The following is an 18,025-nucleotide window of genomic DNA, read 5'->3' on the forward strand; positions in this document are numbered from 1 at the left end:
TCGGATCGATGACGACCTTCGCCGCCCGGCTCGCCGGCGCCGCCGCCGCGATCCTGGCCCGCCCGCCCTCCTGCGGCCCGGCCCGGCTGGTCGCCGTGGACGGGCCGGCCGGCTCGGGCAAGACCACCTTCGCCCTGGCCCTGGGCGCCGAGCTCGGCGCGCAGGTCGTGCGCAGCGACGACTTCCCGGTGCCGTGGGAGGAGGGTCCCGGCGGCTGGTTCGCCGCGCTGGAGGAGGCCGTGCTGGTGCCGCTGTCCGAAGATCGTCCCGGCTCCTTCCGGCGTTACGACTGGGTGGCCGGCCGGTATGGCGAGCAGGTGCTCGTCCCGCCCGCCCCGGTCGTGCTCGTCGAGGGCGTCGGCACCGCCCGCCGGTCCGTCGCCCACCTGCTGGCGTACACGGTGTGGGTCGAGGCGCCGGAGGCGGTCCGCCGCCGGCGGGTGCTCGACCGCGACGGGCCGGGGCTGGAGGAGCGCTGGCAGGCGTGGTTCGAGGCCGAGCGCGCGTGGTTCGCCGCGGACGGCACCCGGGAGCGCGCCGACCTCGTGGTGAACACCTAGGCGCTCTCGCGGGCGCTGATCAGCAGGTCGAGGACGGCTCTGGCCTCCGGCCACGGCACCGGGCTCGGGGCGCCGCCGACCATGGACAGGAAGGCCTCGACGGTGGCCTCGAAGCCGAGGTCGTCGTGCAGGACGACCTCCTCCGAGCCCTTCCTGGTGTGCACGGTGACGGTGTAGGAGTCGTCGTCGGTGACGCCGAGGATCTCGACGGTGCCGAGGATGCCGCTCCCCCACCACTGCAGGGCCAGCAGGCCGGTGTCCTCCGAGCGCAGGGTGTCGTAGCCGCGCACGGCCCCGCCCGCGCCGATCAGCCGGGCGTCCGGGCCGAGCAGCGCGACCAGGAGCTCGACGCCGTGCAGTCCCATGGTGACCAGGGTGCCGCCGCCCTCCTCGGGGGCGTCCTGCCAGGGGTTGTGGCCGCGCGCCCACTGGCCCACGTCGTGCCGTACGGTGACCCGGACCGCCAGCACCTCGGCGGGGTCGACGCGCAGCGCGCGGAAGGCGGGCGCGAAGCGGAGCACCGAGCCGGTGAGCACGTGCTCGCCCGGCCGCAGCCGGTCGAGGGCCAGGAGTTGCTCGCGGGTGGCCGCGGCGGGCTTGTTGACGTAGACGGGCACGCCGAGCTCCAGGATCGGCTCCAGCGCGCCGGCCACCAGCGGGGTGGGCACGGTGAGCACGACGCCGTCCGGGGCGGTGTCCAGCAGCTCGGGCAGGCCGGCGCAGACCGTGGCCGCCGGGTGTTCGGCGGTGAAGCGGGCCAGCCGCTCCGGGTCGGGCTCCCAGACCGCCAGCTCGGCGTGCCGGGCCAGCACCCTGGCGTCGGCGTAGGGGTGGCTGGTGGCCAGCCCGGCGAGGGCGATGCGCATGCGGCTCAGAGTTCGTCCACCTCCGCGTGGCTGCGGCCGCCGGCCAGCTTGGGGTAGCCGGGGCCACGGTCGAAGAAGGCGCGCCGGCCGGCGCGCAACGTGGCGCGCAGTTCGGCCGTGCCGACCTCGTCCACCCGGCCGTCCTGCAGCACCACACCGTAGTCGCCCAGCGCGCCGGCGATGGAGACCTTGCCGTCGCGCACGTCCGCGGCCACCTTGCGCGGATCGCGGTCGTACGGCGAGCCCCACCCGCCGCCGCCGGTGGTGCGGATGCGGATGACCTCGCCCGCCTTGACCGGGTAGTCGTCGACCAGCCCGTCCATCTCCCGCCCGTTGACGTCCACCCGGAACGGCCGGCCGGCCAGCCCGCCGTTGACGCCCCAGCACGACAGGATCGAGCGGTCGGCGATGGACATGTAGGAGGCGTCGCGCAGCACGCGCACGTGCTTGTCGTAGCCGAGCCCGCCCCTGAACTCCCCCGGCCCGCCCGAGTCGCAGGCCAGCCCGAGCCGCTCCACCCGCAGCGGCCAGCGCGACTCGGCGAACTCCACCGGGATGTTGCGCGAGTCGGGCACCACGTGGATGGTGTCCTCGCCGTCGGCGTACCAGCGCCCGCCGGAGCCGCCGCCCAGGACCTCGCGCATCAGGTACGGCACGCCGCTCGCGTCGGTGCCGTAGACGCCGGTGTAGCGGATGGTCTCCTGGTCGGCCGGCATCCGCCCGCCGGTCGCCTTGGCCAGCGCCCCGGCCAGCACGCCCAGCAGGCGCAGGATGACGAAGGTGCGGGCGTTGGTCGGCGCCGGGAAGATCGGCGTGAGCAGCGTGCCCTTCTCCGGGAAGACCATCTTGATCAGCGGCACGACGCCCTCGTTGACGTCGAGCTCGGCCATGCGCTCGGGGGTGTCGGCCAGGTTGCGCAGGATGGGCGCGAGCCACTTCTTCAGGAAGACGCCGTCGGCGTAGTCGCCGGCGTGATTGATGGGGCCCTTGGCCTGGGGCGAGGTGCCGGTGAAGTCGATGGTCAGCGGCGCCTCGGCGGCGTGGTCGACGGTGAGGGTGATGCGCTGGGCGTGCAGGCGGGGCTCGTCCACGCCGTCGTGCTCGGCGTAGTCCTCCCACACGTAGACGCCTTCGGGGACCTTCGCCAGCAGTTCGGTGCGGAAGACCTCGGTGGTCTTGCCGATGATGGCGTCGAAGCAGGCCTCGACGGCCTGCCTGCCGTACCGGTCGAAGAGCTCGGTGAGCCGCCGCGCGCCCATCAGGCAGGCCGAGCACTCGGCGTCCAGGTCGCCGGCCAGCGAGTCGGGCATGCGGGAGTTGCGGGTCATGATCCGCAGGGCCGCCTCGTTGGGCACGCCCCGGTCCCACAGCTTGATCGGGGGGACCATCAGGCCCTCCTCGAAGACGCTGCGGGCGTGCGAGGGCATCGAGCCGGGCACCGAGCCGCCGATGTCGTCGTGGTGGCCGAAGGCCTGGACGAACGCGACGACCTCGCCCTCGTGGAAGACCGGGACGGTGACGCACAGGTCGGGCAGGTGGCCGATGCCGCCCTCGGAGAGGTAGACGTCGTTGTGGAAGAAGACGTCGCCCGGGTTCATCGTCTCGACCGGGAAGTCGCGCACGACCGGCTGCACGAGCGCGCTGTAGGAGCGGCCGGTGAGCTTGCGCAGCCGCACGTCGTGGATGCCGGCGCGAAAGTCGTGCGCGTCGCGGATCATCGGCGAGCGCGCGGTGCGGGCGATGGCCGTCTCGACCTCGCGCTCGACGCTCGCCAGCGTGCCTTCGACGATCTCGACCAGGATCGGGTCAGCGCTCACGGTCACGGCGGATCTCCAGGTTGCCGAAGTCGTCCACGGTCGCGGTGAAGCCGGGGTGGATCGGGATGGTGGAGCCGTACTCCTCGATGACCGCGGGGCCGGTGACGGCCGCGCCGGGGTCGAGCGCGGCCCGCCAGTGGACCGGCGCGTCGTGGTAGCCCTCGAAGTGCACCTTCCTGCTGCCGGTACGGCTGTCGCCGCCCCTGGCCTCGCGGCGGCGGATCGCCGGGCGGGTGATCGGCCCGATGCCGGAGACGCGCAGGTTGACCCACTCGACGGCGTGCCGCGCGTCGGAGCGGTAGGCGTAGCCGTACAGCTTCTCGTGCGCCTCGTGGAAGCGGGCGAGCACCTCGGCCCGCCACGCCTCGTCGAGCGGCCCGGCGGGGGCCGGCACTCGCACCTCGTAGGCCTGGCCGTAGTAGCGCAGGTCGGCGCTGCGGGCGAAGACCGGCTCGTCGAAGCCCTCGCGGTCGAGGGCGTCGGCGGCCTCGCGCTCCAGCGCGCCGAAGATCTCGGCGGCGGTCTCCAGGGCCAGCTCGCGGGTGACGTGCGTGCGGACGTAGTCGTTCTTGACGTCCACGGTGAGCAGGCCGAAGGCCGACACGGTGCCGGGGTCCGGCGGGACGAGCACGGCGGGCAGGCCGAGGATGTCCATCAGCCGGCAGGCCAGCAGGGGTCCTGAGCCGCCGAAGGTGACCAGCGGGAAGTCGCGCACGTCCAGGCCGCGCTTGACGGTGATCTGCCGGATGGCGTTGGACTGGTTGAAGGCGCTGATCTCCAGGATGCCCTCGGCCAGCCGTTCCGGGGTGAGGTTGAGCCTGGCGGCCAGGGCGGCGACGCCCTTGGCGGCGGCCTCGGCGTCCAGCGGGATCTCCCCGCCCAGCAGGTGCGGCGGGACGCGGCCGAGGAAGACGTGCGCGTCGGTGACGGTGACCTCGGTGCCGCCGCGGCCGTAGCAGAGCGGGCCGGGGTCGGCGCCGGCGCTGCGCGGGCCGACCTTGAGGCTGCCCTCCGGCGAGATCCAGGCGACCGAGCCACCGCCCGCGCCGACCGTCACGATGTCGATCATCGGGATCTTGCACGGGTAGCGGCCCACCGAGCCCTCGGTGGTGATCGACGGCTCGCCCTCGACGACGACGGCGACGTCGGTCGAGGTGCCGCCGCCGTCGAGGGTGATGACCGAGGCGTGCCCGGCCGTGCCGGCGATCAGCGCCGCGCCCAGCGCACCGGCGGCGGGCCCGGAGAGCACGGTGGTGATCGGCTGGTGCACCACCTCGGTCGCCGACAGGATGCCGCCGTTGGACTTCATCACCGAGAACTGCCGGCCCAGGCGGCCGGACAGGTTGGCGATGTAGCGCTGCATGGTCGGCTTGACCGCGGCGTCGACCAGGGTGGTCATGGACCGCTCGTACTCGCGGTACTCACGCAGCACGTCGCTGGAGATCGAGACGACCGCCTCCGGGTACTCCCGGGCCAGCACCTCCCGCATCCGCCGCTCGTGCGCGGGGTTGGCGTAGGCGTGCAGGAAGCAGACGCCGACCGCGGTGATGTTGCGCGAGCGCAGCCAGCGGGCGACCTCGACCGCCTGGGCCTCGTCGAAGGGCCGCACCTCGGCGCCCCGGTGGTCGAGCCGGCCGCCGACGGTGCGGATCCGGTCCACCGGGACGATCCGCGGCGGCTTCACCCAGAAGTAGGAGTTGCCGTACCCGTCGGGCACGCTCTGCCTGGCGATCTCCAGGATGAACTCGAAGCCCTCGGTGGTGACGAAGCCGAGGTCCTCGATCCGGTCCTCCAGGAGCTGGTTGGTGGCCACCGTGGTGCCGTGCACCACGCCGGTGACCTCCTCGCGGCTCTGGGCCAGCTTCTCGATCCCGGCGACGAACCCGTCGGCCGGATTGGCGGGGGTGGACGGGGTCTTGGTCGTGAAGAGCTCGCCGGTGTGCTCGTCCACCGCCACCACGTCGGTGAAGGTGCCGCCGGTGTCCACTCCGATACGAACGCTCCGCATGACCAGTTGTCTACTTCCTCTCGGCGGGGCCCTGCACTGGCGAAAACTGCCGAATGATCGTCACGGGGTCCGCCTCTTGCCCAGCACCTCGTCCAGGATGCGCGGCGCGCGGTCGGTGCCCACGTAGGCGGCCAGGCGTACCACCAATTCCTGCGACTTGGCCAGCTCGGCCTCGACGCGGGCCTTTCCCGACTGGCCGGCCTGGATGCCGAAATAGGCGCCGATGATGGTGCCGATCACCCCGGCCAGGCCGGCGAACAACATCGCCGACTCCTGCGTCGCCCAGATCGCGGCGCCGAAGGCGACCAGGATCGCGACGATGCCGATCACCACGACGAGGAAGCCGTAGCGCCATCTGAGCTGCTCGGCCTGCTGAGCCGTCACTTCGTCGGTCTTCATCATGGCGTCCAGCGCCGGGGGCTTGCTCTCGGTGACCACGGTTCCTCCTGTTTACTCGTGGGAGAAATCTCCCATGCCCGAAAGGCCGGAGCCAACCGGATCGCGATCTCCGGTAGTCTCCAGGACGCACCAAGCCGGGACGAGGGGGATCAGTGCAGGTCGTCGAGCGCGTAGCGCAGTTGCGCTTCTTCTACGGTCCGATGGACTGCGGAAAGTCCACCCTGGCGCTGCAGATGAACTACAACCACGGCCGCCAGGGCCGGCGCGGGCTGGTGCTGACCAAGCACGACCGCTCCGGCGGGCCGCAGGTCACCACGCGCATCGGGCTCGACCAGGAGGCGATCGAGGTCACCGACGGGCTCGACCTGGTCCGGCTCGTCGAGCGGCACGCCAAGGTCGACTACCTGATCTGCGACGAGGCGTGCTTCTACAGCGTGGAGCAGATCGAGCAGCTCGCCGACCTGGTCGACACGCACGGCGTGGACGTCTACGCCTTCGGGCTGGCCTCCGACTTCCGCTCGGTGATGTTCCCGGCGGCGCAGCGGCTGTTCGAGCTGGCCGACGAGGTGTCGCGGCTGCAGGTCGAGGTGCTGTGCTGGTGCGGGCGCGCCGGGCAGCTCAACGCGCGGGTCGTCGACGGGCGCATGGTCCGCACCGGCGAGCAGGTCGTCATCGGGGACACCGTGCCGGACTCGGGCGCCGGCGAACCGGCGCCCGACCCGCTGCCCGACCTGGAGATCGGCGAGGCGGCCGTGCGCTACCAGGTGCTGTGCCGCAGGCACCATCGCGAGGGCGACCTCGGGCCGGGCGCGCAGCAGCTCTGAGGCAGCTCCGGACGGCTTTGAGTGAGCCCTAGACGGCGCAGTAGCCGTCGTCGCAGCCGTCGGCGGCGGGGGCCAGCGGGACCTGGCCGGTGCGTTCGGCCACCTCGTCCAGGACCTGGTCGAAGACCTCGGCCGGCTGCGCGCCGGAGACGGAGTACTTGTCCTCGAACAGGAACAGCGGCACGCCGGTGATGCCCAGCGCCCGGGCCCGCTGGAGCTGCGAGCGCACCTCGTCCGCGCCCTCGCCGGTGTCCTCGACGCCGACCTCGGCGGCCAGCCGGGCCAGCACCCCGGCGTCGCCGACGTTCAGGCCCTCGGTGAAGTACGCGCGGAACAGCCGGTCGGCCATCTCGTGGCCGAGACCCTGCCGGCCGGCCACCTCGATCAGGCGGTGCGCCTCGGCGGTCGAGGTGTGCACGGCGTGCTCGAAGTCGAACTCCAGGCCCTCCTCCGCGCCGGCCTCGGCCACCCGGCCGCTCATCGCGCGGAAGTTCGGGCCGAACTTGCGCTCCAGCGCCTCCATCAGCGGCTCACCGGTCTGCGGCGCGTCCGGGTTGAGGAGGAACGGGCGCATCGTCACTTCGAGGCGGCCGCCCTTGGCGCGGAAGCGCTCGGCGGCCTTGGCGAAGCGGGCGTGCCCGATGTAACACCAGGGGCACGCTACGTCAGAGAAGATGTCGACTTTCACGCCTTGCAGTAACCACGCAGCTCAGGCGGTGATTCCGCGCGGTCACCCGGCGGCCAGCTCGGCCAGGCGGTGCGGCAGGTAGCCGGAGTCGTCCACCAGCGCGGAGGCGCCGCGCCACCAGCCGAACCACTCCGCGCTGCGCCACATCCAGTCCACCCGCTCGATCGCGGTCACCACGTCGCCGACGGTGCGCCACGGCTCGCCCAGCAGCTCGGGGGTGGCGCCGTGGCGGGTTGCCCAGCCGTACAGGATCTCCACGGCCTCGGGGTCCACCTCGCGCGCGTACGGGTCGGGGTCCTCGCCGGGCAGCCGGTGCGGGCCGAGGCCGGCGGCCACGCCCCAGCTCCACTGCGTCTCGGCGGGGCGGGAGTAGCGCAGCGACTGGAAGTCGAGGTTGGAGCCGAGCTCCTCGTCCGGACGGCGGGTCACCACCGCGTCCAGCCGGCCGCCCGCGTCGAAGTGCACCACCAGCCGGGCGCCCGGCTTGACGCCCTCGGGCAGGTCGAAGCGGTCCTCGGCCTGCCAGGAGTTGAGGTCCACCTGGGCCACCGCCGGACCCCACAACGCGTCGGCCGCGTCGTCGGCGATCCAGGCGGCGAGCATCTCCAGGACGGTGAGATCCGTCCACGGGTCGATCGCGGTCGCGGTGTCCAGCACCTCCTGCGGGGCCGGGAGCTTGGGGCCGCGCTCGCGCCGCCACCACTCCTCGCCCAGCTCCCGGGTGCCCACCAGCAGCGCCGCGAGCGACGCCAGCTCGGCCGAGCGCCTGGTGAGCGAGGCGCCCAGCGCCAGCTCGACGCAGCGCGCCGTCCGGTCCTGCCCGATGACCGGGCGGGCCTGCTCGATCAGCGTCGACGAGGTGGGACGTTCCTCGCCGAGCAGGTTCTGGATGACTCGTCTGGCCTCTGTCCTGGCGTCTTCCGCACGTGCCTGGCGCATAGGCCCACGCTACGCCGGGAGATCCTTTTCGGCGAGCCCATAAGCCATGAGCCCGACACGCGCGCTTCCGGCCGATCCCGGTGCCGGTGCCGGGGTGTCAGTGCCGGGTGTCAGTGGCGGGTGTCAGTGGCGGGGGCGGCGGGCGAGGGCCCAGCCGACCGCGACGCCCGCCAGCGCGGTGACCGCGCCGAGGGCGAAGGCCGCCGTCACGGGCAGTCCCCCGCCTTCCTGCCGGGGTACGGCAGGCCGCTCGTAGACCGCGCCCGGCGAGGACAGGCGCACCGGCCGGGCCTCGGCCACCGGCAGGTCCCCCGCGGCGGCCAGGCGCGGGTCACCGGCCGCAGACCGAGCGTCGGAGGCCGGCAAGTGGGGGTCGGCGGCGGTCGCGTGGGCGTCGGTGGGGGTCGCGTGGGCGTCGGCGGCGGCCGAGGAGGAGGCTGTGGCGGTCAGGTGGCGGTCGACGGCGGTGAAGAACTCACCGGCGGTCCGCTTGGCCACCGCGCCGAGCATGCGCTGCCCGACCCCGCCCACCGGCCCGCCCACCACGGCCTCGGCGTCGTAGTCCACCCGCGTGGCCGCCCCCTCGGGCGTGAGCCGTACCAGCACGGTGGCCTCGACCGTCCCCGGCGCCCCCTGGCCGCGCGCCTTGAGGGTGAACCGCTCGGGCTCGACCGGCTCGGCGAGGACGACCTCGCCGTGGTAGACGCCCTTGATGCTCGCCACCCCGGCGGTCACCGTCATCCGGTAGGTGTCGGGTCCGGTCTCCTCCAGCCGCTCGCAGCCGGGGATGGTGCGCACGAGCACCGCCGGGTCCTGGAGCGCTGCCCAGACCCGCTCTCTGTCGACGCCGATCAAGGCGCTGCCTGCGACCTTCACCTGGTCAACTCTAGGGGGAGCCCGGGCGCTGCCTTAAGGGCAACATGTGCCAGGCGCGCCTAGACTCCATGACCATGTTCTGGGGGCGGCGGGGTTGCGGCAGGATCACGGCGGCGTTGGCGGCGACGGCCCTGGCGGCCGGGTGCGCCACCTCGCAGGCGGCGCCCGGCGGCCCGGCCCGGCCCGGTGCCGGCTCGGACGGTTCCCCGCAGGCCAGGCCGCAGGGCTCCCAGGGAGCCGGGAGCGGCCCGGCCGGCGCGCTCCCCCGCCCCGGCGAGGTCGGCCGGATCAAGGCCGGCGCGCTGCCGCCGGTGATCAGCTCGATCCCGACCAAGCGGAAGGTCGTCTTCCTGACCATCGACGACGGCTGGGAGCAGGACCCCGGCTTCGTCCGCCAGGTGCGCGAGCAGCGCATCCCGATCACCGTGTTCGCCATGCGCCAGGCGGTCGAGGCGGTCGGCACCCCCGACCGGTCCGGCGGGCAGGCGCGGTTCGTCGGGGCCGGCAAGTGGGACTACTTCCGGCAGCTCGCCGAGGCCGGCGCGCCGATCGAGAACCACACCCTCACCCACCCCAACCTGCGCCTGCTCGGCGAGGCGGCGCAACGGCAGGAGATCTGCGGCGCCTCCAAGGTGATCCGCCGCGAGATCGGCGCGCGGCCGGTGCTGTTCCGGCCGCCGTTCGGCAACTACAACGACGCCACGCTGCAGGCGGCCAAGGCCTGCGGCATGACCGCCGTGCTGCTGTGGACCGCGACCGTGCAGCCGGGTGGCAAGATCGCCTACCAGGTGCCGGACAAGCGGCTGCGGCCAGGCGACATCCTGCTCCTGCACTTCCGGCCCAATCTGGAGCGCGACTTCCGGATCCTGGTGAGCAAGATCAAGCGCCGGGGTTACGAGCTGGGCGACCTCCAGGCCTATCTGAAGGCGGCCGGCGTCCGCTGATCCCCTGGTGATCCCCTGTCCGCCCAGCGGTTGAGCGAGGTTCCGCCCGCCGGGTGACGTCTTCGGCCTGCCGTACGGGAGAGGGTTGTGCCCGGCGGGGGGCGCCATGTGAGGAAGATCGCAGTCTTCTCTCCTCGCATTGCTCTACAAGCCGTAGTACTACTGGGGATAGACCTACTACACGTCGTAGAGCAAGGGGACGCATGGACGCGCTGGATCTCGCGCGGTGGCAGTTCGGAGTGACCACCGTCTATCACTTTCTCTTCGTGCCGCTGACCATCGGCCTCGGCGTGTTCGTGGCGTCCCTGCAGACCGCGTGGCACCGCACCGGCAAGGAGCACTACCTGCGGCTGACGAAGTTCTTCGGCAAGCTGTTCCTGATCAACTTCGCGATGGGCGTGGTCACCGGCATCGTGCAGGAGTTCCAGTTCGGCATGAACTGGAGCGAGTACTCGATCTTCGTCGGCGACGTCTTCGGCGCACCGCTGGCGCTGGAGGCCCTGCTCGCCTTCTTCCTGGAGTCGACCTTCCTGGGGCTGTGGATCTTCGGCTGGGACAAGCTGCCCAAGCGGGTGCACCTGGCGACGATCTGGGCCGCGGTCATCGGGTCCAATTTGTCGGCATATTTCATCCTTGCTGCTAATGCGTGGATGAAGCACCCGGTCGGCTACACGGTCGAGAACGGCCGGGCCAGGATGACCGACATCTGGGCGGTGCTGACCAACTCGACCGCGCTGGCCCAGGTGCCGCACGTGGTGGCCGCCAGCTTCGTCGTGGCCGGCGGCTTCGTGCTCGCGGTCTGCGGCTACCACCTGCTCAAGGAGCGCAGGGACCCCGACCGCACGGTCGAGACGGCGGTCAGCCCCTGGCGCAGCGCCATGCGCGGCGCCCTGGTCATGACGGCGATCGCGGGGGCGGTCGTCGCCGGCACGGGCGACATGTCCGCCAAGCTCCTGCACACCCAGCAGCCGATGAAGCTGGCCGCCGCCGAGGGCCTGGAGCGCGACACCGCGGGGGCGCCGTTCCACGTCGTGCCCGGCGTCGAGATCCCCAAGCTGCTCAGCATCCTGGCCACCAACGACCCGGACGCCGTCATCCGCGGCAGCGAGGACCTGCAGAAGGAGATGGAGGCCAGGTTCGGCCCCGGCGACTACCGGCCCGACATGGCGGTCACCTTCTGGTCCTACCGCATCATGCAGGGCTTCGGCCTCAGCACGGTCGGCCTGGCGCTGCTCGGCCTCTGGCTGACCCGCCGCCGGCGGCCCGCGCCGAGCTGGTTCGCCCGCCTGCTGGTCCTGGCCCTCCCGCTGCCGCTCATCGCGGTGATCGCCGGCTGGCTGGTCAGCGAGATCGGCCGCCAGCCCTGGACGGTCATGGGCGAGCTGCTCACCGCCTCCAGCGTCTCGCCCGGCGTCACGCTGGCCGAGGTGGCCACCTCGCTGGCCGTCTTCACCCTGCTGTACGGCGCGCTGGCCGTGGCGGAGGCCGTCCTGCTGGTCAAGCACGTCAAGCGCGGCCCCGACCGCCCGGCCAAGCCCGCCGAGCGCCGCGAACCCGTCCTGATGGGGTACTGATCATGATCGAGCTGTGGTTCTTCATCATCGCCTTCCTGTGGACCGGCTACTTCGTCCTGGAGGGATTCGACTTCGGGGTCGGCGTGCTGGCGCCCTTCGTCAGCGCCGACGACGAGGAGCAGAAGCAGGCCCTGAGCACCATCGGCCCGGTCTGGGACGGCAACGAGGTGTGGCTGATCACCGCCGTGGGCGCCACCTTCGCCGCCTTCCCCGCCTGGTACGCCGGGCTGCTGTCGTCCTTCTACATCCCGCTGCTGCTGGTGCTGGTCGGCCTGATCGTGCGCGGCGTCGGCCTGGAGTGGCGCGGCAAGGTGGACAACCCGCGCTGGTGCGACCTGGGCATCGTGCTCGGCAGCGCGCTGCCGGCCTTCGTGTGGGGCGCGCTGTTCGCCTCGACCGCCGGCGTCAACGCGGTGCTGGGCGGCTTCTTCGCCCTGCTGGTCAGCCTGCTGCACGGCGCGGTCTTCCTGGCGCTCAAGACCGAGGGCGCGGTACGGCGGCGCGCCCGGGCCGCCGCCCTCGCCGCGGGGGCCCTGGCCCTGCCGCTGGCCGCGTTCGTCTCGTGGATCGCGCTCGTCCCGCTGGCGGCGGCGCTGGTCCTGATCTGGTTCCGCCGCGAGGGCTGGGCCTTCACCTCGACCGCGCTCGCCATCATCGGCGTCTCGGCCGCGCTGTTCACCGGGCTGCACGCCGAGCCGCTGCCCGGCCTGACGCTGGCGGTGGCCGCCTCGGGCGAGTACACGCTGGGCGTGCTCACCTGGATCGGGCTGGCGTTCCTGCCCTTCGTCCTGGCCTACCAGGCATGGACGTACTGGGTGTTCAGGAAGCGCCTGGCCCCGCCGGCGCCGCCGGCCTCGATGGCCCGGCGGCTGCACCCGGTCAAGTAGGGCTCGCCCCAGGCGTGCCGGTGCGGTGATCCTTGAGATGGAGCTCGCCGCCCAGCTTCGCCCGGAGCCGGTCGAGGACCGCGCGGTCGGCCAGCGCGGTCCACAGGGGGCCGACGAGGTGCGGGTTGTACTCCGGCGCGACGTCCATCCAGGCGTCCTTGCCGGCCTGGGAGACGAAGGTGCTCAGGAAGAACTCGCCGTCGGCGGTCCGGCAGTGGCCGGTGCGCATGTCCGCGGCGTCCACCTGGATGTGCGGCCGGCAGCCCACCTGCGCGGCGAGCTGCTCGACGGAGAGCGGCCGGCCACTGGGCGCGCTCTGCGGCACGGCCTCGGCGCCCGGCGAGCAGGCCGCCGCGCAGAGCAGGACGAGAAGGGCGGCAGGCCGCCGAAGGGTCGTCATGCCCCGAGGTACGCACCGCCCGCAGGCCAGGTTCAGCGCTCGCGGCGCGGGCCCGGTTCAGCGCTCGCGGCGCAGGTGCCACAGCTCCGACGGCGACAGGGGCATGCGGTCGATCGGGAAGCCCTCGGCGTCCTCGATCGCGCTGGCCAGCACCGCCGAGACCGGGATGACCCCGGCCTCCCCCGCCCCCTTGATGCCCAGCGGGTTGAGCGGCGAGGGCGTCTCCAGGTGCGCCGTCTCGATCCTCGGCACCTCGGTCGCGTACGGCATGAGGAAGTCCATGAACGAGGCGTTGAGCAACTGCCCGTGCGAGTCGTAGACCATCCGCTCGTACAGCGCGCCGCCCACGCCCTGCGCGACGCCGCCGTGGATCTGCCCTTCGACGATCATCGGGTTGATCAGCCGCCCGCAGTCGTGCACGACCGCGTACCGCAGGATGCGGATCTCCGCGGTCTCCGGGTCGGTCTCGACGATCGCGGCGTGCATGCCGGAGGCGAAGGTCGAGCGGATCGGCGAGTAGTAGTCGCGCCCCTCCAGGCCCGGCTCCTCCCCCGCCGCGACCGGCGGCCGGTCGGGGGAGGCGGCGGTGGCGAACTGGGTGGCCCGCTTGGTCTCCTCGTCGAAGGCGTACCGCAGTGGGTTGGCGAGCACCGCCACGGTGGCCAGCGGTACGGCGGCGCCCGGCGCCCCCTTGACGTGCACCTCCCCCTCGGTGATCTCCAGGTCGGCGGGGTCGGCCTCCAGCGCGTCGGCGGCGATGCGCAGCGCCTTCTCGCGCACCTTCCGGCAGGCCAGCGCGATGGCGTTGCCGCTCATCACCGCCGCCCGTGAGGCGAAGGTGCCGACCGCGTACCCGAAGCGCCGGGTGTCGCCGGTGACCACGCTGACCCGTTCGATCGGCACGCCCAGCTCGCTCGCCGCGATCTGCGCGAAGACGGTCTCGTGGCCCTGGCCCTGGCTGGTCAGCCCGGTCGAGACGTGCACCCGGCCGTCGGAGGTGATCTGCACGTGGCCGCCCTCGTAGGGGCCGACGCCGGTGCCCTCGACGTAGCAGCCGAGGCCCAGGCCGATGCCGGGGCGGCGCTCGAAGGCGTCCCAGCCGATCAGCTCCTTGAGCATGCGGAGCATCTCGGGGTAGTTCCCGCTGTCGTAGATCAGCGGCCGGCCGTCCTGGAAGATCATGCCCTGGTCGTAGGGGAACTCGTCGGGCTGGATGAAGTTGCGCTCGCGCACCACGGTGCGGTCGAGGCCGAGGTACTGCGCGATCTTGTCCATCGTGCGTTCCATGCAGAACACGCCCTGCGGCCGGCCGGCGCCGCGGTACGGGGTGACCTGCACGGTGTTGGTGTAGATCGAGGAGAACTCCACCCGGTAGGCGCCGATCCGGTACGGCCCGAGCAACTGCGTCGAGCTGATGATCGGCACGATGATGCCGTAGGGCGTGTAGGCGCCGTGGTCGTGCAGGATGGTGACCTCCAGCCCCTCGACGCGGCCCTCGTCGTCGAAGCCGACCCGCACGAAGTGCACCTGGCCGCGCTCGTGGGCGCTGGAGACGAAGTGCTCGCGCCGGTCCTCGGCCCACTTGACCTCGCGCCCGAGCGTCATCGCCGCCCACGGGACCAGGATCTCCTCCGGCCACGGGTGCACGATCTTCACGCCGAAGCCGCCGCCCACGTCCGGGGCGATCACCTCGACGTTCGGCAGCGGCAGCCCCAGCTTGGCGGCCAGGGCCATGCGCACGCTGGTCGAGGTCTGCGTGCTGCTGTAGACGCGCAGGTCGGCGCCGTCCCAGCGGGCGTAGACGCCACGGCCCTCCAGCGGCATCGAGGCGCTGCGCTCGATGTCGAGGCGGAAGGCCAGCGTGTGCGGGGCGGTCTCGATGCGCTCGCGCGCGCCCCGGCCGTCGAGCGCGGGGACCTCCTGCACCAGGTGCGCGCCGACGTTGCCGGGCACGTCCTCGTGCACGAGCTGCGCGCTCTGCGCGGCCTCCTCGATGCCGACGACCGGCTTGAGCACCTCGTAGTCGACCTCGATCAGGCCGCAGGCGTCCTCGGCGAGGTAGCGGTCCTCGGCGACGACCATGACCACGGGCTCGCCGACGTGCCGGACCACCTCGCGGGCCAGCGGGTAGGCGGTCCGGCCGTGGGTGAGCGCCGGGTGCGGGATGAGCAGCGGCAGCGGCTGGGCCAGCAGGTCCGGCAGGTCCTCCCAGGTGTAGACGGCGACCAGGCCCGGGGCGTCCAGCGCGCCGCTCACGTCGATGTCGCGGATGCGGGCGTGGGCGTGCGGCGAGCGCACGAACGCCACCGCCAGCGCGCCGCGCCCCAGGTCGTCGAGGTAGCGGCCCTGCCCGGTGAGCAGCCTCGGGTCCTCCCGCCGCTGCACGCCCTCGCCGAACACGCTCGTGGTCACGACTCCTCCGCGATCAGCTCGGCCGCGCGGTGCACCGCCTTGACGATGTTCTGGTACCCCGTGCAGCGGCACAGGTTGCCGGAGATGCCCTCGACGACCTCCTCGTCGGTGGGGGCCGGGTTCTCGGCCAGCAGCGCGGTCACCGTGCACAGGAAGCCCGGGGTGCAGAAGCCGCACTGCAGGCCGTGGCACTCAGCGAAGGCGCGCTGCACCGGGGACATGCCCTCGGGGCCGGCCAGGCCCTCGACCGTGGTCACCGCCCGGCCGTCCACGCTCACCGCGAAGGTCAGGCACGAGCGCACCGGCTCGCCGTCCAGGAGCACCGTGCAGCAGCCGCAGACGCCGTGCTCGCAGCCCACGTGCGTGCCGGTCAGGCCGAGGTCGTGCCGGAGGAAGTCGGACAGCAGCCGCCGGGCCGGCACCTCCGCCCCGCGCTCCACGCCGTTGACGACCAGGCTCACCTGATGCCGCCGCTCCCGCCCCATGCCGCCCTCAGCCCTGCCGCCCTCAGCCCTGCCGCCCTCAGCCCTGCCGCCCTCAGCCCTGCCGCCCTCAGCCATGCCGCTGCCCTTCGGTCGCCTCGCGGGCCGCCTGTTCGAAGGCCCGTTCCGCCAGCACGCCGACCAGGTGGCGGCGGTAGTCCGCGCTCGCGTGGATGTCCTCCTCCGGCTCGGTCGCCTGCCGTACGGCCTGCGCCGCCGCGGGCCAGCCGGCCCGGGCCTGCTCGCTCACGTCGACCACGAGCGGGACGGGGGCGACGCCGACGCACGCCGCCCTGGCCACGGCGACCGCGCCGGCCTCGTCCAGGGTGACCACCGCGCAGACCCCGGCCAGGGCGTAGTCGCCGTGCCGCCGGGCCACCTCGTGGAAGGCCGCGCCCGACCGGGGCGGCAGATCCGGGAAGAACGCCGAGACGGCCAGCTCGCCGGGCTCGGCGGCCGACTCCAGCGGCCCGGTGAAGAAGTCCCGCGCCGCCACCTCCCGCACCAGCGGCTCCCGGCCCGGCCCGCCGGGGTGGCGCGCCAGCCGTACCGAACCGCCGAGAACGGCCAGGACGGCGGGCAGTTCGGCGGCCGGGTCGGCGTGCACGAGGCTGCCGACCACGGTCCCGCGGTTGCGGATCACCGGATGGGCCACCAGCCGCAGCGCCCGCGTCAGCAGCGGGTGCGCCCCGGAACGCTCCACCCGCGAGTGCCGGGCCAGCGCCCCCACCCGCACCCCGCCCGGCTCGGCTCCCACGTGGTCGAGCTCGGCCAGCCGGTTGATGTCGACCAGGTGCGCGGGCGCGGCCAGGCGCATGTTGAGCAGCGGGATCAGGCTCTGCCCGCCGGCGAGGACCTTGCCGCCCGCCCCGGCCTCGTCCAGGGCGGCGAGCGCCGAGGCGAGGTCGCGGGGCGAGTGGTACTCGAAGGGGGGTGGTTTCACCCGGTGCGCTCCCTGATGGTGGACGATGGTCGCCGGGCGATCACCCGCAGGAGGTGGTACCCGCCCACCACGACGATCGTGCCGAGCGCGATGCCCTCCAGCGTGAACTCCTCGGTGATCATGTGTTTGACCGGCCCGATGGCCAGAATGATGCCCGCGCCGACCGGCACCATGTTGACGGGATCGGCGAAGTCCACCCGGTTCTCCACCCAGATCTTTGCCCCGAGCAGGCCGATCATGCCGTAGAGGATCACCGTGACGCCGCCGAGCACGCCGCCGGGGGTGGCCGCGACCAGGGCCCCGAACTTCGGGCACAGGCCGAACAGGATCGCGATGACGCCCGCGATGTAATAAGCCGCGGTGGAGTAGACGCGGGTGGCCGCCATGACGCCGATGTTCTCGGCGTAGGTGGTGGTGGGCGAGCCGCCGACCGCGCTGGTGACCATGGTGCCGATGCCGTCGGCCATGACCGCGCGCCCCACGTACGGGTCCACGTCGGTCTTGGTCATCTCGCCGACCGCCTTGACGTGCCCGATGTTCTCCGCGATCAGCGCGATCACCGCCGGGAGCACCAGGAGGACCGCGCCCAGGCGCAGGTCGGGCGCGTGGAAGTCGGGCAGGCCGATCCACGGGGCCTTCTCCACGGTGGAGAAGTCGACCCGGAAGTGCGTGTCCACCTTGCCGGTGCCGGCGTTGAACGCCGTGATGGCGCCGAAGACCCGGTCGGCGCCCCACGACAGGACGAAGCCGAGCACCAGGCCGATGAGGATGCCGATGCGGCCGATGAAGCCGCGGAAGACCACGATGACCAGGAAGGTGATCACCATGGTCACCAGCGCGAGCCACTGGTCCTGCGGCCAGTAGACGTCGGCCACCACGAAGGCCAGGCCGAAGCCGATCAGCATGACCACCGCGCCGGTGACCACCGGCGGGAAGATCTTGTGGATGATCTGCACGCCCATGAAGTGCACCGCGAGCCCGGCCAGCGCCAGCACCAGGCCGGCGATGAGGATCGCCCCGGTGACGATGGCGTCCACCGCCGGGGTGTCCCCGCCGAACAGGGCGCGGATCGCGATCACGCCGCCCACGAAGGAGGCGCTGGTGCCCAGGTAGCTGGGCACCTTGCCCTTCACGATCAGCAGGAAGAGGATCGTCGCGACCCCCGACATCATGATCGCGACATTCGCGTTGAGCCCCATGACCAGCGGGAACACGAACGTCGCGCCGAACATGGCGACGACGTGCTGCGCGCCGAAGCCGATCATGCGCGGCCAGGTGAGCCGCTCGTCCGGTCTGACGACCTCGTCAGGGGCCAGATGTTTGCCGTCGCCGTGTTTGGTCCAACCCATAACCATGAGTGCCCCTCTTGGTCACTGTCGGGTTGTCGGTTCGGTGGCCGCCCCGCA

The 18,025-nt window shown here is 72.7% G+C and carries 17 protein-coding genes; 5 read left to right on the forward strand and 12 right to left on the reverse strand.

Going from position 1 to position 18,025, the window contains the following annotated elements; translation table 11 throughout:
* Positions 1–8: 8 nt before the first annotated feature.
* Positions 9–560, forward strand: a complete 552-nt coding sequence (locus AB0I67_RS10685) for an AAA family ATPase (protein ID WP_357920946.1) — start codon at positions 9–11, stop codon at positions 558–560.
* Here the strand turns inward: AB0I67_RS10685 and AB0I67_RS10690 are convergent.
* Genes AB0I67_RS10690 through AB0I67_RS10705 form a run of 4 tightly spaced genes read right to left on the reverse strand, consistent with a single transcriptional unit; the run spans position 557 to position 5,689 of the window.
* Complete coding sequence (locus AB0I67_RS10690) at positions 557–1,426, reverse strand: Gfo/Idh/MocA family oxidoreductase (RefSeq protein ID WP_357920949.1); 870 nt, start codon at positions 1,424–1,426, stop codon at positions 557–559. The two genes, AB0I67_RS10685 and AB0I67_RS10690, sit on opposite strands and share 4 nt — an antisense overlap.
* A gap of 5 nt (positions 1,427–1,431) precedes the next feature.
* Positions 1,432–3,249, reverse strand: coding sequence for a hydantoinase B/oxoprolinase family protein (locus tag AB0I67_RS10695; protein WP_357920952.1), 1,818 nt, complete (start codon positions 3,247–3,249; stop codon positions 1,432–1,434).
* Positions 3,233–5,251, reverse strand: a complete 2,019-nt coding sequence (locus tag AB0I67_RS10700) for a hydantoinase/oxoprolinase family protein (protein ID WP_357920955.1) — start codon at positions 5,249–5,251, stop codon at positions 3,233–3,235. The genes AB0I67_RS10695 and AB0I67_RS10700 overlap by 17 nt, the downstream gene beginning before the upstream one ends.
* A 60-nt stretch (positions 5,252–5,311) precedes the next feature.
* Positions 5,312–5,689, reverse strand: a complete 378-nt coding sequence (locus AB0I67_RS10705) for a hypothetical protein (protein ID WP_357920958.1) — start codon at positions 5,687–5,689, stop codon at positions 5,312–5,314.
* 113 nt (positions 5,690–5,802) lie between these two features.
* On the opposite strand from AB0I67_RS10705, the gene AB0I67_RS10710 reads away from it, so the two are divergent.
* Positions 5,803–6,474, forward strand: coding sequence for a thymidine kinase (locus tag AB0I67_RS10710; protein ID WP_357920961.1), 672 nt, complete (start codon positions 5,803–5,805; stop codon positions 6,472–6,474).
* A 28-nt stretch (positions 6,475–6,502) separates the two neighbouring features.
* Here AB0I67_RS10710 and AB0I67_RS10715 read toward each other — a convergent pair whose 3' ends face one another.
* The 3 genes from AB0I67_RS10715 to AB0I67_RS10725 form a co-directional block, all read right to left on the reverse strand.
* A complete protein-coding gene (locus AB0I67_RS10715) occupies positions 6,503–7,162 on the reverse strand; it encodes a DsbA family oxidoreductase (RefSeq protein WP_357920964.1) in 660 nt (219 codons plus the stop codon).
* 42 nt (positions 7,163–7,204) lie between these two features.
* On the reverse strand, positions 7,205–8,101 hold the full coding sequence (locus tag AB0I67_RS10720) for a hypothetical protein (protein WP_357920966.1): 897 nt from the start codon (positions 8,099–8,101) through the stop codon (positions 7,205–7,207).
* A 123-nt stretch (positions 8,102–8,224) separates the two neighbouring features.
* Entirely contained in the window at positions 8,225–8,977 is a 753-nt protein-coding gene (locus AB0I67_RS10725; protein ID WP_357920969.1) for a carbon monoxide dehydrogenase subunit G, read from the reverse strand.
* Positions 8,978–9,045: 68 nt separating this feature from the next.
* Here AB0I67_RS10725 and AB0I67_RS10730 point away from each other — a divergent pair, with 68 nt between their 5' ends.
* The 3 genes from AB0I67_RS10730 (at position 9,046) to cydB (ending at position 12,382) form a co-directional block, all read left to right on the forward strand.
* Complete coding sequence (locus tag AB0I67_RS10730; protein WP_357920972.1) at positions 9,046–9,921, forward strand: polysaccharide deacetylase family protein; 876 nt, start codon at positions 9,046–9,048, stop codon at positions 9,919–9,921.
* A gap of 203 nt (positions 9,922–10,124) precedes the next feature.
* Positions 10,125–11,495: a cytochrome ubiquinol oxidase subunit I gene (locus tag AB0I67_RS10735; protein ID WP_357920975.1), complete on the forward strand. Its 1,371-nt coding sequence runs from the start codon at positions 10,125–10,127 to the stop codon at positions 11,493–11,495.
* Positions 11,496–11,497: 2 nt separating this feature from the next.
* Entirely contained in the window at positions 11,498–12,382 is an 885-nt protein-coding gene (gene cydB / locus AB0I67_RS10740) for a cytochrome d ubiquinol oxidase subunit II (RefSeq protein WP_357920978.1), read from the forward strand.
* Here cydB and AB0I67_RS10745 read toward each other — a convergent pair.
* The 5 genes from AB0I67_RS10745 to AB0I67_RS10765 form a co-directional block, all read right to left on the reverse strand.
* Positions 12,375–12,782, reverse strand: a complete 408-nt coding sequence (locus AB0I67_RS10745; RefSeq protein ID WP_357920981.1) for a hypothetical protein — start codon at positions 12,780–12,782, stop codon at positions 12,375–12,377. The genes cydB and AB0I67_RS10745 overlap by 8 nt on opposite strands.
* Before the next feature lie 57 nt (positions 12,783–12,839).
* On the reverse strand, positions 12,840–15,194 hold the full coding sequence (cutA, locus tag AB0I67_RS10750) for an aerobic carbon-monoxide dehydrogenase large subunit (RefSeq protein WP_357920984.1): 2,355 nt from the start codon (positions 15,192–15,194) through the stop codon (positions 12,840–12,842).
* Positions 15,191–15,679, reverse strand: coding sequence for a (2Fe-2S)-binding protein (locus AB0I67_RS10755; RefSeq protein ID WP_357922148.1), 489 nt, complete (start codon positions 15,677–15,679; stop codon positions 15,191–15,193). Before AB0I67_RS10755 ends, cutA begins: the two co-directional genes overlap by 4 nt.
* Positions 15,680–15,746: 67 nt before the next feature.
* Positions 15,747–16,619 carry an FAD binding domain-containing protein gene (locus AB0I67_RS10760; RefSeq protein ID WP_357920987.1) on the reverse strand — a complete coding sequence of 291 codons (873 nt, stop codon included), beginning with the start codon at positions 16,617–16,619 and terminating at the stop codon, positions 15,747–15,749.
* Entirely contained in the window at positions 16,616–17,974 is a 1,359-nt protein-coding gene (locus AB0I67_RS10765) for a solute carrier family 23 protein (RefSeq protein WP_357920990.1), read from the reverse strand. The genes AB0I67_RS10760 and AB0I67_RS10765 overlap by 4 nt, the downstream gene beginning before the upstream one ends.
* Positions 17,975–18,025 lie beyond the last annotated feature (51 nt).

It is taken from the genome of Nonomuraea sp. NPDC050310 (genome assembly GCF_040655795.1).
In the GTDB taxonomy this organism is placed as follows: Bacteria; Actinomycetota; Actinomycetes; order Streptosporangiales; family Streptosporangiaceae; genus Nonomuraea.